The organism is Leucothrix pacifica (assembly GCF_003172875.1).
Classification (GTDB): Bacteria; Pseudomonadota; Gammaproteobacteria; order Thiotrichales; family Thiotrichaceae; genus Leucothrix; species Leucothrix pacifica.
On the sequence record NZ_QGKM01000008.1, the window covers coordinates 69,440 to 82,758 of the forward strand.

Genomic DNA, 13,319 nt, shown 5'->3' on the forward strand with positions numbered 1-13,319 from the left:
AATATCTGTTTGTCAGACAGTTGTTAGCGGCATGCCCTTAAACTCAACTCCTATCCAGCCATGCTGCATAAAGCTGCGAATGTTGGCATGATCTGTACCATCAGGGTGTTGTAATACATCATCACGATAATAGCGGCCAAAGCAAGCGAGTGTTTCGTCGGCACTTAATGACTGAAGCTGCGCAAAGGCAAAAATCTTACAAGAGCCATTATTCTCATCAGCGGCATTGCTGACGTCGCCATTTGTAAATGCGGTGGGAGTGAAGTTGTATTCAGCCTCAATAACCGCCATACAATCATCAAACTCGATTGACTCGGGTTCACTACGTAGACGACTCAAAAACTGTTGTAGGTTCATGCTTTAAATATCCGTTCATTCAATAGTGTTTGAGCTTAACATAGATCGTTATATTTTTTTGCGTGTGAATGCTGAACCGCCTATCCGTTCTTGTTGTCTTATCTGTGCAGGTAGCAGTTGCTGTGCTACTATTATCTGGATGAATATCAACGCATATAGGGTAATGTAAGTAGCTGATATTCAAATATTATTGGGGCTAATAAATATAATGAATAAACAAAAAATCCCCGCTACTCTGGTGTCGGGTTTCTTGGGTAGTGGAAAAACAACATTGTTATCCAATGTTTTAAAGCAACCCGCAGGGCGGCGTGTCGCTGTGGTAGTGAGTGTTCCTGCTGATAGTAGTATCGATTCCGATATTCTGCGCGGTACCGATATTGATGCAGTCGATAACGTTTGTCGTCTTCCTCTGGGTAACCGTATCTATGAGTTAAGTAATGGCTGTTTGTGTTGCGCTGTTCAGGATGACTTTCATCACATGATGAAAGAGCTGGCTCACCGCAAAGCTGATATTGATCATGTCATGATTGAGACTCCCGGAACCGAGCTTCCTATCTCATTTCTGCGTCGTTTAAGTTCAGAAGACTTGTCCTCACAGTTCACGATTGATTCTGTGATTACGGTTGCCGATGGTCCGGCCTTAGCAGATGGTCGTTACACAACAGCGTCTGGTCTTGCGTCACGCAGTATTGATACTGACTTACAGTTCTTGTATCAGGCTCAGTTGGATATCGCGGATGTAGTGCTGATTAGTAAGACTGATTTAGTGTTTCCGGCGATGAGACGTAAGTTGCAGGATAAGCTGAAAGGCTTGCTGACTCACGACCCGGATATTATCAGTATGCAGCACGGTTTAGTGAATCCTGATTTGCTGTTCGACCGCGCTTGTAATACTGAACAGCGACTCGAAATCGACAAGATTGATATTGATGAACAGCAAGTTGAGAATGGCTTTGATTCGGTGATCATCAAGCTTGGTAAAGTAGACAGTGATCTGTTGGTCAGTCGTTTACAAATGCTGATTCGGGAGCAGTCGGTCTATCGCACAAAGGGCTTTGCTGAGTTGCCGAATAAAATGATGCGCCAGGTTGTGCAGGGCGTTGGCTCAAGAATCGATCGTAGTTACGATCGTCGATGGGGCGCTGATGAAGAGCGCAGTACTCACCTACAGATTATTGGGCGTCAGCTAGATCCGGAGCGATTGATGGCAACATTAAGAATGGCCGAGGTTTAAAGCCTCAGCCATCCCTGTATTTTCGACCTATTAATGAGTGTCAGTTCTCAGGCACTCAAAATATGATTTCCGGTTTCAGGGCAATGGATGTGTTTATCGTAATGTGAGCCTTCCGGAAACTCTTGTGCAACAATCCACACCTGACAAGTCGTATCATTGATCTTAGGCAATGCTGCCAATGATGACTTTGTTCGTTCCTGATCAAAGTAGGTAAATGGCTCATCCAGGAAAATAAACTGTTTTTGGTTGTCGGTATTTCCCGCCAGTTGTTCTGACATGGCAATACGTACCGCCAGCAGTATTTGTCGCTGTGTGCCTGATGACACTTCATCAAAATCAATCCAGTCCATCTTCTCATCTGAATACACATGAACCGATAGATCTTTGCTGATCTTGATTTGCTTGTAACGGTTATCCGTAAACAGCGGCATGGTTTTCTCAGTACGACTCGTTATCGATGCGTTGAAGTCTGTGATTAAAGCATCTGAAGCGCGTTGCAGTAGTTGTACGCCAGTTTGCTGAGTATCGATTTGTTTTTGATTGTCGTCGATTTCTGTCTGTACACCGCGCAGCGCTGAACGGATAACACCTGCTTTGTCGGAGTGATCTTTCTCGGTATCTATTTGAGCTTCAAGCGGTTCACTGAGTTGCCCCAGCTCACGCTGCTGCTGATCCAGTGTATCGCGTAAACGTTGTACTGTATTGTCTAGTTCAGTGTCATCCGCTGAGAAATCCTTACACTCCGCGGTCAGCTTGAGTAGGCGTTGGTTGTCATTCTGCGGTGGTGAAGACAGGGCTGACTGGGGCTGTATTTTACCTCGTAGAGTTTGTCTTAAACGTGCGGTAACCAGTCCATCCAGTGAATGCTGAGAGTGTTCATGAGACACTTTGAGTGTGTTTGACAATGCTTCTGCGTCGGCCAGCTGAGAGTCGTTTTTTGACTCAGAGCGCCATTTGAAAAACAATATCAAGCTGGTTAACAACACCAATCCCATGGTGACCTGAAAGCCCCACTGATTTACCCCGTCATTTACTTTCTCCAGATGGGGTGCTATCTCCGGATTCTGTGATAGCGCAGCCACTTGCTGTGGGAAGAAGTTAAATAACAACCAAATCCCCCACGCGACCAACATAAGCGGCACCAGAATCCAGGTCAGTGTATTAAAGAAGCGCCAACCATTGCGGGTTCGTTTAAATTGCTTCTGTTGTTCTTTGTATGTGCTGCTGAGTTCGGCAAGTTCACCATTGAGTTCATGCTTTTGCTCACTCTCAAGCGCAATAACTTCACGTGCATCAACGAGCTCTGGCAGTAAAGTTTCATCGATGTTGAGTGTGTCGAGTGCCTGATGATGTTTATTCACCGTGGGTGTCAGTTCGTCAATGGACTGTTGGTTAAGAGTGGTGGCCTCGGTCAGCTCATCACTTATTTTCGAATACTCACCAATGCCCGCCATTTGTTTAATGCTGTTACTGTCCGGATCAGGATTGCTGAGATCACGGGCAACTAAGTAGAAAGAGTCTGTGAAGGTATTGAACGTGTAGCCAAGTAAATCATGAATCGCTTTATCAGTATCGACAGTCCCTTTTGCGATGACTTTCTCACCCTTGGCCTGGGTCAGACTGGCATCGCTGTTGCCTTTGCTATCGATGCTACGTTCAATGGTATAAGACACGCCTTGTTGATTACTCAGAGTTAACGACACGCTTGCTGCGTCGCTTTCCCAGCGTATCAACTTAGTAACGGCGGTGCCTGTCAGGTTGAATGTACGTCCGAATAAGGCAAAACAGATTGCCTCACCAATACTAGACTTGCCAGATTCATTAAGACCGCTGACAGTAATCACGCCTTGAGTGGGTAGGTCTTTTATACTGAGTTGTTGATACTTACGAAAGTTTGTCGCTGTTATTGATTGTATCAACATTACGCATCGTCCTTTTTATGCGGTTCACCGGGTGCTTTTAATTTACTAATGATCAAACGCGCAGCTCTGTCATAAGTCTCAATATCGAAATCTTTATTGATCTTGCTTTGGTGTTTGATATCCGTTTTGCAGAACTCAGCAAAGCGTCTGGCAGCCCCTTTTAATTCTGATGGCTTTAACCAGCGTAAATCCGTATTGGCAGACATTGCACTCTTCCTTGTTTTTTAGCATATAATGTCGGTGATAACCCAAAATAAACGATAACATAAAAGGCGGATATTAATGAATAAACTACCAATTAAAATTATAACAACGGGTTTGTTAGTAGGCTTTATAAGCGGTTGCACGTCACCAGCATACGACTATCGAAAAGATCCGGTCGTTACTGAAATCACTGTACCTATGAGCAAAACGGTTAAAGCGGGGGATACCGGTTTATCAGTGAGTTTTGATAAGATTGATTCGGATTCCCGATGCCCGATAAATGCGCGTTGTGTTTGGAGCGGCGTTGCCGTTGTGGCAGCGACAGTTAAGAATGCTAAAGGTGAGAGTAAAGCGCTGAAACTTGGCACCGTTAACGTTGAAAAAATCAATAATTCAGAGCAGGCCTTTGGCAAGCGTATTACGCTACTGGAGCTGTTACCGCAGCCCGTCGCAGGCAAAGCTGCTAAACCAGAATTAACGCAATCATCCATTAAAATCAAAATAGATTAATTATTTCGATTTATTTTGAATATAAAAAAAGGGACGTAAATTTTTACGTCCCTTTTCATTACTGTTTTGCGTAGTTGCTTATCGCTTCATTGACGCAAAGAATTCTTCATTCGTCTGTGTCGACTGAAGCTTATCGAATAAGAACTCCATAGACTCGACTTCATCCATCGGATGTAAGAATTTACGCAGAATCCACAGTGCCTGAAGCTCTTCCTCATTAACCAGAAGTTCTTCGCGACGTGTGCCTGAACGATTAATATTGATTGCAGGGAATACTCGCTTCTCAGCAATTTTTCGGTCCAGATGGATTTCGGAGTTACCTGTACCTTTAAATTCTTCGTAGATAACTTCGTCCATTTTGGAGCCAGTATCTATCAATGCCGTAGCCAGAATAGTCAGGCTGCCGCCTTCTTCGATGTTACGCGCTGCACCAAAGAAACGCTTCGGTCGTTGCAGTGCGTTTGCATCAACACCACCAGTCAATACCTTTCCAGATGAAGGCACAACCGTATTGTAAGCACGTGCCAGACGTGTAATGGAGTCAAGCAGGATGACGACATCTTTTTTGTGTTCAACCATGCGCTTGGCTTTCTCGATAACCATCTCAGCAACCTGAACATGGCGCGTTGCCGGCTCGTCAAAGGTTGATGAAATAACTTCACCCTGAACCATGCGGGACATTTCTGTTACCTCTTCCGGGCGCTCATCGATCAGTAGAACGATCAGGTGTGACTCCGGGTAATTTGTCGCGATGCTCTGAGCAATATTCTGTAGCATCATTGTTTTACCCGCTTTCGGAGGTGCGATAATCAGATTACGCTGGCCTTTACCGATAGGAGAAACAATATCGATAACACGGGCTGTGATGTCTTCTGTACTACCGTTACCACGTTCAATGCGCATGCGCTCATTGGGGTGAAGTGGTGTCAGATTTTCAAATAGAATCTTATTGCGGGCATTTTCGGGAGACTCGAAGTTGATGGTATCAACTTTCAGCAGCGCGAAGTAACGCTCGTTATCACGCGGTGTGCGTATTTTTCCAGATATGGTATCACCTGTGCGCAGACCAAAACGACGGATCTGACTAGGTGAAACATAGATATCATCCGCACCAGCAACGTAGTTACTGTCTCCGGAGCGCAGGAAGCCAAAGCCGTCCTGTAGAATCTCCAACACGCCATCACCGTGAATATCTTCACCTTTTTTAGCAAGCGCTTTTAAAATCGCAAAGACAACGTCTTGTTTACGGGCACGTGACATGCCGTCAACACCGAGTTCTTTGGCGATTTCCAGAATTTCAGAGGGGGATTTATGTTTAAGTTCGGTTAGGTTCATGGATGATAAATTTTTTTGATTTTAAATAAGATTAAAGGAACGGTTTAACGTTCGAATCAATGACAGGCTCTATTTGATTTAGTGACTCAGATTATATGTCGCGGGAACGGCGAACTGAGAATAGAAGCATCGAGAAACACTCGATATACGTTAGCCTAGCATGAGGAAATAAGGGTGTCTATAGCTAACGTTGAAAACCCCGACTCTTTTTTTGTAGAGTCGGGGTGTGTAAGGACTAATCAGATGTTCTCATTCAGGAATGAGGTGAGCTGGGACTTGGTTAAAGCCCCGACTTTTGTAGACTTGACTTCACCATCTTTGAATAGCATCAGGGTTGGGATACCACGAATACCGTAAGTAGGTGGCGTTTTTGGGTTGTCATCAATGTTTAATTTAGCGACTTTGATTTTGTCGGTATATTCTTCAGCGACTTCGCCTAACAGTGGTGCGATTGATTTGCAGGGACCACACCATTCCGCCCAATAATCAACCAAGACTGGCTGGTTGCTTTTAAGTACTTCTTCATCGAAGTTGTCATCACTTAGTTCTACTATACTCACTTGAAAACCTCTATTATTCGTTAGCGAATCGCGCTGTGAAGGCGTATGTTTTTCGTATTCTCTATCTGATTATCAGGCTTGCTTGTGAAATATCAAGTATAAATTTTTCTGGCGGGGCATTTGCTGCAACCAGTCATGCAGATACAAAGGAACTTTAGTTGTACCTTACCACTCTGTCACATTACATTATAAAAAAGAGGTTTAGCATGTTGCGATCAAGGGTACTCCGCACTGGACTAGTGTCTGCTTTGATGATTTTATCATCACAAGTGTTTGCTGTTCCGGGGGCGATGACAGCAGTCTACGATGTCTATCGAAATAATAAATCCGTCGGATATTTAGAAAGCACACTCATGTATTCCGGTGATCAGTACGAATACAAGAAGACCACAAAAGCGACTGGGTGGGCTAAATTGCTCACCAATGCCAGTATTACTGAAAAGTCCGCTGGCAAGATTGCCGGGCATGCAATCATTCCTCTTACTTATCTTTACGATGAGCGAACCCGAAGCAAGACTCGTGTTGAGCAAGCTCGTTTTGTACAAGGTCAGGCCACTGGCATCTATAAGGACAAGGCATATAGTGTGGCAACGCCAGCAAATGTTGTGGATCGTAGTGCACTGGAGATGGTTGTTGCCAGGGATCTGAAACGAGGACTTCCGACACTGGTTTACCCGGTAATGGAAAGAGGCGAGGTTAAGACGTATACCGTCGTGCGCTTAGGAAGTGAAAAGCTACAAACGAATGCCGGAGTGTTTAATACCATCAAGGTGTCGGTGAAGCGTGCGGATAATAATCGTGAAACAACGTTTTGGATGGCAGAAGAGTTGGACTATCTCCCGGCTCAAATGTATCACCGGGAGAAAGACTCGATTATTAAGTCAATACTGAATCGTTACTCACGAGGCCGTTAACGCATCGTAACAAGTTCTTCAGCGCTAACAGGATGTATAGCGATCGTGTCGTCAAAGTCCTGTTTAGTCGCTCCCATGCGGATAGCCACTGCAAAACCTTGCATCATCTCGTCAACACCTGTCCCAATCATGTGACAGCCGATTATTTTCTCTTCCTCGCCCAAAACAACCAGCTTCATATGGGTCTTTACCTGATGCCGTGTCAGTGAGTGATACATCGGTACAAAATCCGTTGTATAGGTCTTGACTGCATCACCATGTTGCTCGCGTGCTGCTTCTTCACTTAGTCCCATGGTGGCTATAGGCGGGTGGGTGAACATGACCGTTGCGATGTCATCGTAGACCATTTTACGGCTTGGTTTATTGCCATAGAGACGATCGCCCATGCGGCGACCAGCAGCAATTGCAACCGGGGTCAACTGGGCTTTACCAATAATATCGCCAATGGCAAAGATATGGCTGACGTTGGTACGCTCTTCATCGTCAACAGGAATGGTGCCATCGTCATTGACCTCAATATCCGTGTTTTCCAGACCGATATTATTTGTATTTGGTCGTCTGCCGACCGCCCAAATTAGGCTGTCTACATTGCCAATGCTACTGCCATCATCATAAAAGATATTGAGCTTGTCGTTGTTTAGTCGCTCAACACGATCGATCATGGCGTTATCATTGATAAACACTTTGTCATCATCTAGTTGCTTGCGTAGGGCGCGTCGTAACATGCCGTCAAACTTACGCAGCATTGTTCTTCCCTGATGAAGTAAATGCACTTCTGAACCCAGCGCATTCATCAGCATCGCTAGCTCCAATGCAATATAGCCGCCACCAACGACCACGACTTTTTGTGGTTGGCGTTCATCGAGATCGTTAAAAAACTCATCGGAAGTGATTCCATATTCCGCGCCGGGAACATGAGAAGGAATAACAGGGTGACCACCGGTTGCAATAACGATTTTATCAGCGGTGTAAATCTTGCCATCTACTTCGATCGTTGTGTTGTCGACAAAGCGTGCGAAACCACGAATCAGGTCAATGCCGCGATCCGATAAAAAACTATCCTGATACCAGTCTGTGATATTTCCGATGTAGTTATCACGCTTAGCGACTAGCTTTTGCCAGTCCAACTTGCCTCTGGTGACTTCGAAACCGTAGTCCTGAGCGTCATCAAGAGAGTGTGACAGGCTTGCGCCATACCACATGATTTTCTTTGGAACACAACCAACATTGACACAAGTGCCACCGAGCTCACCAGACTCGATAACCGCAGTTTTAGCACCGTATTCTGAAGCACGTTCAACAATGGATAAGCCACCGCTGCCCGCACCAATTGCAATCAAGTCGTAATGCGTACTCATCAAAATCCAACCTATCAGTGTTTAATCATAGTAATTCACTAGTTTAACCACATGTAGGGCATAACAGAAGTGTTGATTCATTCGGGCAGTTGGCTGTATGTCTTATCCTAATTTTGGTAAGTTGAATGGATTACTTTTTTGTGATTTGTAAAACAGAACAATGAATTTACCTACCGTTAAACAGTTAAGATATTTTGTAGCCTTGGAAGAGAAGGAGCATTTTGGTAAAGCTGCTGAAGCTTGTTTTGTTTCTCAGTCAGCGTTTAGTGTAGCGATTAAGGAGTTGGAGAGTCATCTTGGTGCACAGCTTGTCGACAGAACCAATAAAAATGTAACGATTACCCGGATAGGGCGAGAGGTTGCGAATCAGGCACGTCATTGCCTGCGGGATATTGAGTATTTGGCCGAGGTCGCAAGAAGTAATCAGGAGATGCTGACCGGACGTTTGAATATGGGGGTGATACCCACCATTGCGCCATTTGTGTTGCCATCACTCATGCCGCGTTTGAGAGAGTCTTTCCCTGACTTGCAGTTATATTTGAGAGAGGATACTACTCAGTCCATATACGGGCGATTGATGTCTGGTGAGTTGGATGTTGTGCTGCTGGCACTGCCATATAAGCTGAGTAATGTAGAGACTTTTACCTTATTTCGAGACCACTTTTTGTTGGCCTGCCATAAAGATACACGATTTTTAGATCCCACCTGTTATAACTTTCATTCATTGCCTGATGAAAGTGTGTTGCTGTTGGAGGATGGTCATTGTTTGAGGGATCACGCTTTGTCTGCCTGTAAAATACAGAATCAGGAAACGGTTAGTCGGTTTGCGGCGAGTAGTCTGTACACGCTGATTGAGATGGTGGACTCTGATATTGGTATTACTTACCTGACGGATATGGCAAAAGATTCCATGATCCTCAGACACACGGATATTAAGACCTATCCGATTGGGGAGCAAAGATACCGTGATATAGGATTAGCCTGGCGAAAGGGAAGCGCGCGTGGCGAGGAATTTAAAATGCTAGGTGAGGTTATCGCCACAATGCATAAGGAGTTGTTTCAAAGCAGAGGCGAGTAGCTCCATCAGCTGACTCTTGAGGATAATGATTCTGAAACGACAGCTAGACTCCCTAATGTCGCCACCTGTCAGTTGAAAGTCGATTCGTCAAATAACCAATGTCTATACTTGTACCAATCATAAAAATATCTGGTGTATAGAATGATAAAAGTTGCCCATATTTCTACCGGTCTGGAAACTGGTGGTGCTGAAGTTCAGTTAATGCGATTAATCGCTGCAATGGATCATGATGAATTTGAAATGATGGTGATTTCAATGGATCGCGATACCTACTTGGCTGATCGTATTCGAGAGCTGGGTATACCCGTGCATTCTTTATGCCTTCGAAAGCAACCTTTTGCTCTATGGAAAGGGTTCCAGTTGCTCAGACAATTCAATCCTGATGTTATTCATGGAACGATGTATCAGGGTGGTGTATTTGGCACATTGTGCCGACGTTTCCTACCTAAGCAGCCACATGTCATTTGGACGGTTCACGAGCCATTAGAGCATTATGATGAAGAGCCTTTGCGTAAGCGTTTGCAGCTTCGTTTATGGGGCAAAATGTCCGGCTCACCCGAATGCCTGATGTATGTGTCACACCTTAATATGGAACAGCACCTTGCTTATGGTTTTAACAATCAAAAAGCGCTGGTCATTCCAAACGGAGTCGACACCAGCAGGTTTGGTCCAGCGAAAGAAAAAGGTTTAGCCATCCGTGAATCACTTGGTATTCCGGAAAATTGCATTGTTATTGGAAAAACTGCGCGTTATCACCGACAGAAAAATCATGTTGGCTTTCTGAGGTCTGCTGCGATTCTTGCTGAAAAATACGATCATGTTCGTTTCATGTTGGTTGGCACTAATGTTGATGAGAATAATTCAACACTGACTGATCTGATTGGCGAGTTGGGCTTGGACGGAAAGGTCTATATGTTAGGTAATCGTGAAGATATTCCTGAAATCGTGAATGCTTATGATATTGCCACACTGACTTCTTTGGGTGAGGCATTTCCGCTCACACTTGGTGAGGCAATGGTGTCAGCCGTTCCCTGTGTAGCAACTGATGTTGGGGATAATGCTTATATCATTGCGGATACGGGGTATGTCGTGCCTGTTGATGATGATCAGGCGATGGCTGAAAGCTGGGAAAAGATTGTTGTATTAAGTGAGGATGAGCGCAAAGCTTTAGGACAGAAAGCTCGTCAGCGATGCCTTGATAATTTTACACTGGAACAGCAAGTGAAACAGCATGAAGATTTATATCGAACACTGCATCGCATTAATGATCGTACGGGTGCTCTGAGTGGTGCCGTTTCCTGATTAGCAAGGTTGCTGACAGATAAAAAATAGCGACTTAACGTCGCTATTTTTCGTTGTGCAGAATTGGATGGATTAAGGTTTCCAGATAATAGACTCCAAGGCCCACCCACGAAGTATATCCGGTGGTGGTGTTTTGCCATCCGGACCGCTCCACTTGCCGGTAAATAAGTAAAGCATGTTGCTAGCCTGTGGAGGTAGGCAAAGTACCTTCCCTGACATCTCTTCAACCCCTGCCTGGCAGGTGTAGTTGTTTGTGATATCGGTAAATATATCGCTGAATATAGTTCCTAAACGGTGGTTAAGGCTATTACTAATCAGATTATCCTCAACCACTACCGAGTAGATTGAATTTAAATCTGTCGTAGGGTTTAGTGTCATCAGTCTTTTAGCGCCTTTTGACACGCTAATGACCGGATAAGATTCACCTTCCTGAAAGATTAACTGCTGCACGACGCTATAATTTGGAAAAGCCACTGTAATATCATGAATATTAAAACGTGTAGTGCTGTTAATCGGCCCTACACCTTTATTTGATATCGTGAGTCGGTTTTTATTAGTAGTACTAGTTGCATTATCGTTGTTAGTCTGTGCATTCGCCGATGAAGAAGTAATTTCATCACCGCAACCACTCAGTAGGCTAACAATGATGGCCGCCCCGAGCCAACGTTGTAGTTTTATGAACATGTTTTTTGCCCCTGTAGAGATGTTTTGAGGGCTATTCTGGCACAAACTACTTGCTTAAACAATATATTGCACTTTAATAAGGCTTCTTAAATGCTTAATTATAATGAAATTATTGATCCAGGATGCTTTCTAGTTCAATGGACTCTTTACTGAGCAGACTATTAAGTCGTCGTTTTGTAATGCTCACAGAAAGAAGGTATTCGCCACGCTCACTGATGTCTTCACTCATAATGGCTTCTTCCTCATAAAGACCGGCACGCAGTCGGCTCAATGCGGGTGGCAGTTTTAGATTGCCTTTAAATACTTGATCTGAAAAAGTGCTGCTCAATAAGGTAAGCAGTTGATCGATTCCTTCGCCGGTGACAGCTGATAGCCAGACTCTGGTCGGTTGCCCGTCATAGCCTTGATCAATTCGAGGCTCTTGATGCAGCAGATCAATTTTGTTCATTACTTCAATCTGTGGCGTTTTTTCCGCGCCCAGAGAATGAATGACGTCATTAACCTGTGATTTGAATTCTTCGCGTTGATCATCGTGACTATCCATAACATGCAGGATTAAGTCAGCTTCTGTTGTCTCCTGAAGTGTCGCGCGAAAAGCGGCAACCAGATCGTGAGGTAAATCTCGGATAAATCCAACGGTGTCCGCAAGAATAATGGATTGCTGGTTTTCAAGATCAATGCGGCGCAGTGTGGGGTCTAGCGTCGCAAAGAGTTGATCTGCTGCATACACCTCAGACTCGGTCATGCGGTTAAAAAGCGTTGATTTGCCCGCATTGGTGTAACCCACTAATGACACGGTGGGTATTTCAGCTTTCTTGCGTGACTGACGACCTTGTTCGCGTTGCTTATTGACTTTGGCAAGGCGTTTGTTGATCTGCTTAATACGAATAGAGATTAAACGGCGGTCTGTTTCGAGCTGTGTCTCACCTGGACCACGCATACCAATACCGCCTTTTTGGCGCTCAAGATGCGTCCAGCCCCGTATCAAGCGCGTAGACATGTGTCTGAGTTGTGCTAACTCAACCTGCAGCTTACCTTCATGTGAGCGAGCGCGTTGTGCGAAGATATCCAGAATCAAGCCAGTACGATCCATGACTCTGCACTCAAGTGCTTTTTCCAGATTACGCTCCTGAGCAGGGCTGAGGTCGTGATCGAAGATGACTACGTCAGGCTCAGTGGCTTTGATGATGTGATGGATTTCGTCGGCTTTACCTTTGCCCACAAAATATCGTGAGTCCGGAGCAGCACGTCCGCCTTTTATGAAGGCAACTTCGGTAGCTCCCGCAGATCGAACAAGTTCTTTGAACTCGTGTTCATCTCGTTTATCACTCAGGGAGTTAAAGTTCATTTGGACCAGCACGGCGGTATCAATTCTGGATTCGCCATGCTTTGGTATATCAAAAAGTTCCAATTGCTAACCGCTATGTATGGTTGTAAGCAATTGCAGGAATGAGATTCCTGCGGGGTATAGTTCTGACTTCAATGCTTATTCTGATTCTTCGATGTTCAGCTTAATAGGGCGCGAAGGTACGATAGTAGAAATAGCGTGCTTGTAGACTAACTGGCTGACTGCGTTACCCAGTAGAACAACAAACTGGTCGAAAGACTCGACATGTCCTTGAAGTTTAATTCCATTTACCAGATAAATTGCTACCGGGATTCTTTCCTTTCGAAGTGCATTCAAAAACGGTTCCTGTAGCATGTGTCCCTTAGACGACATGTGTATCTCCTTAATTCTTTTCAGTTGTGGTTATTGCTATATTTTATGTGTTGCTCGCAACTCAGGATCGATCTGTCTCTTATACCTGGGCTTCATAGGTGCGTTTTCATAGTTCGATTAGAATGATACCAGTATATTCCA

At 44.6% G+C, this 13,319-nt stretch carries 14 protein-coding genes; 5 read left to right on the plus strand and 9 right to left on the minus strand.

Annotation, left to right across the window (positions count from 1 at the left end; translation table 11 throughout):
- Window positions 1-12: 12 nt before the first annotated feature.
- Window positions 13-357, minus strand: a complete 345-nt coding sequence (locus DKW60_RS04785) for a HopJ type III effector protein (protein WP_109836526.1) — start codon at window positions 355-357, stop codon at window positions 13-15.
- 208 nt (window positions 358-565) lie between these two features.
- Between DKW60_RS04785 and DKW60_RS04790 the strand changes: the two genes are divergently transcribed.
- Complete coding sequence (locus DKW60_RS04790) at window positions 566-1,591, plus strand: GTP-binding protein (RefSeq protein WP_109836527.1); 1,026 nt, start codon at window positions 566-568, stop codon at window positions 1,589-1,591.
- Window positions 1,592-1,638: 47 nt separating this feature from the next.
- On the opposite strand, the gene DKW60_RS04795 is transcribed toward DKW60_RS04790, so the two are convergent.
- Window positions 1,639-3,513, minus strand: a complete 1,875-nt coding sequence (locus DKW60_RS04795) for an ATP-binding protein (protein ID WP_109836528.1) — start codon at window positions 3,511-3,513, stop codon at window positions 1,639-1,641.
- Window positions 3,513-3,719, minus strand: coding sequence for a hypothetical protein (locus DKW60_RS04800; protein WP_109836529.1), 207 nt, complete (start codon window positions 3,717-3,719; stop codon window positions 3,513-3,515). The genes DKW60_RS04795 and DKW60_RS04800 overlap by 1 nt, the downstream gene beginning before the upstream one ends.
- Window positions 3,720-3,795: 76 nt before the next feature.
- Here DKW60_RS04800 and DKW60_RS04805 point away from each other — a divergent pair, with 76 nt between their 5' ends.
- Window positions 3,796-4,227: a hypothetical protein gene (locus DKW60_RS04805; RefSeq protein ID WP_109836530.1), complete on the plus strand. Its 432-nt coding sequence runs from the start codon at window positions 3,796-3,798 to the stop codon at window positions 4,225-4,227.
- A 78-nt stretch (window positions 4,228-4,305) separates the two neighbouring features.
- Here DKW60_RS04805 and rho read toward each other — a convergent pair whose 3' ends face one another.
- Window positions 4,306-5,562: a transcription termination factor Rho gene (rho, locus tag DKW60_RS04810; RefSeq protein ID WP_109836531.1), complete on the minus strand. Its 1,257-nt coding sequence runs from the start codon at window positions 5,560-5,562 to the stop codon at window positions 4,306-4,308.
- 239 nt (window positions 5,563-5,801) lie between these two features.
- Window positions 5,802-6,122, minus strand: coding sequence for a thioredoxin TrxA (trxA, locus tag DKW60_RS04815; protein ID WP_109836532.1), 321 nt, complete (start codon window positions 6,120-6,122; stop codon window positions 5,802-5,804).
- Window positions 6,123-6,328: 206 nt separating this feature from the next.
- Between trxA and DKW60_RS04820 the strand changes: the two genes are divergently transcribed.
- Entirely contained in the window at window positions 6,329-7,036 is a 708-nt protein-coding gene (locus DKW60_RS04820; protein WP_109836533.1) for a DUF3108 domain-containing protein, read from the plus strand.
- On the opposite strand, the gene gorA is transcribed toward DKW60_RS04820, so the two are convergent.
- A complete protein-coding gene (gene gorA / locus DKW60_RS04825; protein ID WP_109836534.1) occupies window positions 7,033-8,394 on the minus strand; it encodes a glutathione-disulfide reductase in 1,362 nt (453 codons plus the stop codon). The two genes, DKW60_RS04820 and gorA, sit on opposite strands and share 4 nt — an antisense overlap.
- A 160-nt stretch (window positions 8,395-8,554) precedes the next feature.
- Here gorA and DKW60_RS04830 point away from each other — a divergent pair, with 160 nt between their 5' ends.
- Both DKW60_RS04830 and DKW60_RS04835 read left to right on the plus strand, forming a co-directional pair.
- Complete coding sequence (locus tag DKW60_RS04830; RefSeq protein WP_109836535.1) at window positions 8,555-9,472, plus strand: hydrogen peroxide-inducible genes activator; 918 nt, start codon at window positions 8,555-8,557, stop codon at window positions 9,470-9,472.
- Window positions 9,473-9,613: 141 nt separating this feature from the next.
- Entirely contained in the window at window positions 9,614-10,774 is a 1,161-nt protein-coding gene (locus tag DKW60_RS04835) for a glycosyltransferase (protein ID WP_109836536.1), read from the plus strand.
- Window positions 10,775-10,846: 72 nt separating this feature from the next.
- On the opposite strand, the gene DKW60_RS04840 is transcribed toward DKW60_RS04835, so the two are convergent.
- The 3 genes from DKW60_RS04840 to hfq all read right to left on the minus strand — a co-directional run bounded on the left by DKW60_RS04840 (window position 10,847) and on the right by hfq (window position 13,178).
- Window positions 10,847-11,458: a DUF1131 family protein gene (locus DKW60_RS04840; RefSeq protein WP_109836537.1), complete on the minus strand. Its 612-nt coding sequence runs from the start codon at window positions 11,456-11,458 to the stop codon at window positions 10,847-10,849.
- Window positions 11,459-11,567: 109 nt separating this feature from the next.
- Complete coding sequence (hflX, locus tag DKW60_RS04845) at window positions 11,568-12,818, minus strand: ribosome rescue GTPase HflX (RefSeq protein ID WP_342767107.1); 1,251 nt, start codon at window positions 12,816-12,818, stop codon at window positions 11,568-11,570.
- A 126-nt stretch (window positions 12,819-12,944) separates the two neighbouring features.
- On the minus strand, window positions 12,945-13,178 hold the full coding sequence (gene hfq, locus DKW60_RS04850; protein WP_026744930.1) for an RNA chaperone Hfq: 234 nt from the start codon (window positions 13,176-13,178) through the stop codon (window positions 12,945-12,947).
- Window positions 13,179-13,319 lie beyond the last annotated feature (141 nt).

What these genes read in the sequence shown, in the direction of transcription:
- DKW60_RS04785 (WP_109836526.1), bottom strand. Translation starts at nt 357, where the DNA reads ATGAACCTACAACAGTTTTTGAGTCGTCTACGTAGTGAACCCGAGTCA.
- DKW60_RS04790 (WP_109836527.1), top strand. Translation starts at nt 566, where the DNA reads ATGAATAAACAAAAAATCCCCGCTACTCTGGTGTCGGGTTTCTTGGGT.
- DKW60_RS04795 (WP_109836528.1), bottom strand. Translation starts at nt 3,513, where the DNA reads ATGTTGATACAATCAATAACAGCGACAAACTTTCGTAAGTATCAACAA.
- DKW60_RS04800 (WP_109836529.1), bottom strand. Translation starts at nt 3,719, where the DNA reads ATGTCTGCCAATACGGATTTACGCTGGTTAAAGCCATCAGAATTAAAA.
- DKW60_RS04805 (WP_109836530.1), top strand. Translation starts at nt 3,796, where the DNA reads ATGAATAAACTACCAATTAAAATTATAACAACGGGTTTGTTAGTAGGC.
- rho (WP_109836531.1), bottom strand. Translation starts at nt 5,562, where the DNA reads ATGAACCTAACCGAACTTAAACATAAATCCCCCTCTGAAATTCTGGAA.
- DKW60_RS04820 (WP_109836533.1), top strand. Translation starts at nt 6,329, where the DNA reads ATGTTGCGATCAAGGGTACTCCGCACTGGACTAGTGTCTGCTTTGATG.
- gorA (WP_109836534.1), bottom strand. Translation starts at nt 8,394, where the DNA reads ATGAGTACGCATTACGACTTGATTGCAATTGGTGCGGGCAGCGGTGGC.
- DKW60_RS04830 (WP_109836535.1), top strand. Translation starts at nt 8,555, where the DNA reads ATGAATTTACCTACCGTTAAACAGTTAAGATATTTTGTAGCCTTGGAA.
- DKW60_RS04835 (WP_109836536.1), top strand. Translation starts at nt 9,614, where the DNA reads ATGATAAAAGTTGCCCATATTTCTACCGGTCTGGAAACTGGTGGTGCT.
- DKW60_RS04840 (WP_109836537.1), bottom strand. Translation starts at nt 11,458, where the DNA reads ATGTTCATAAAACTACAACGTTGGCTCGGGGCGGCCATCATTGTTAGC.
- hfq (WP_026744930.1), bottom strand. Translation starts at nt 13,178, where the DNA reads ATGTCGTCTAAGGGACACATGCTACAGGAACCGTTTTTGAATGCACTT.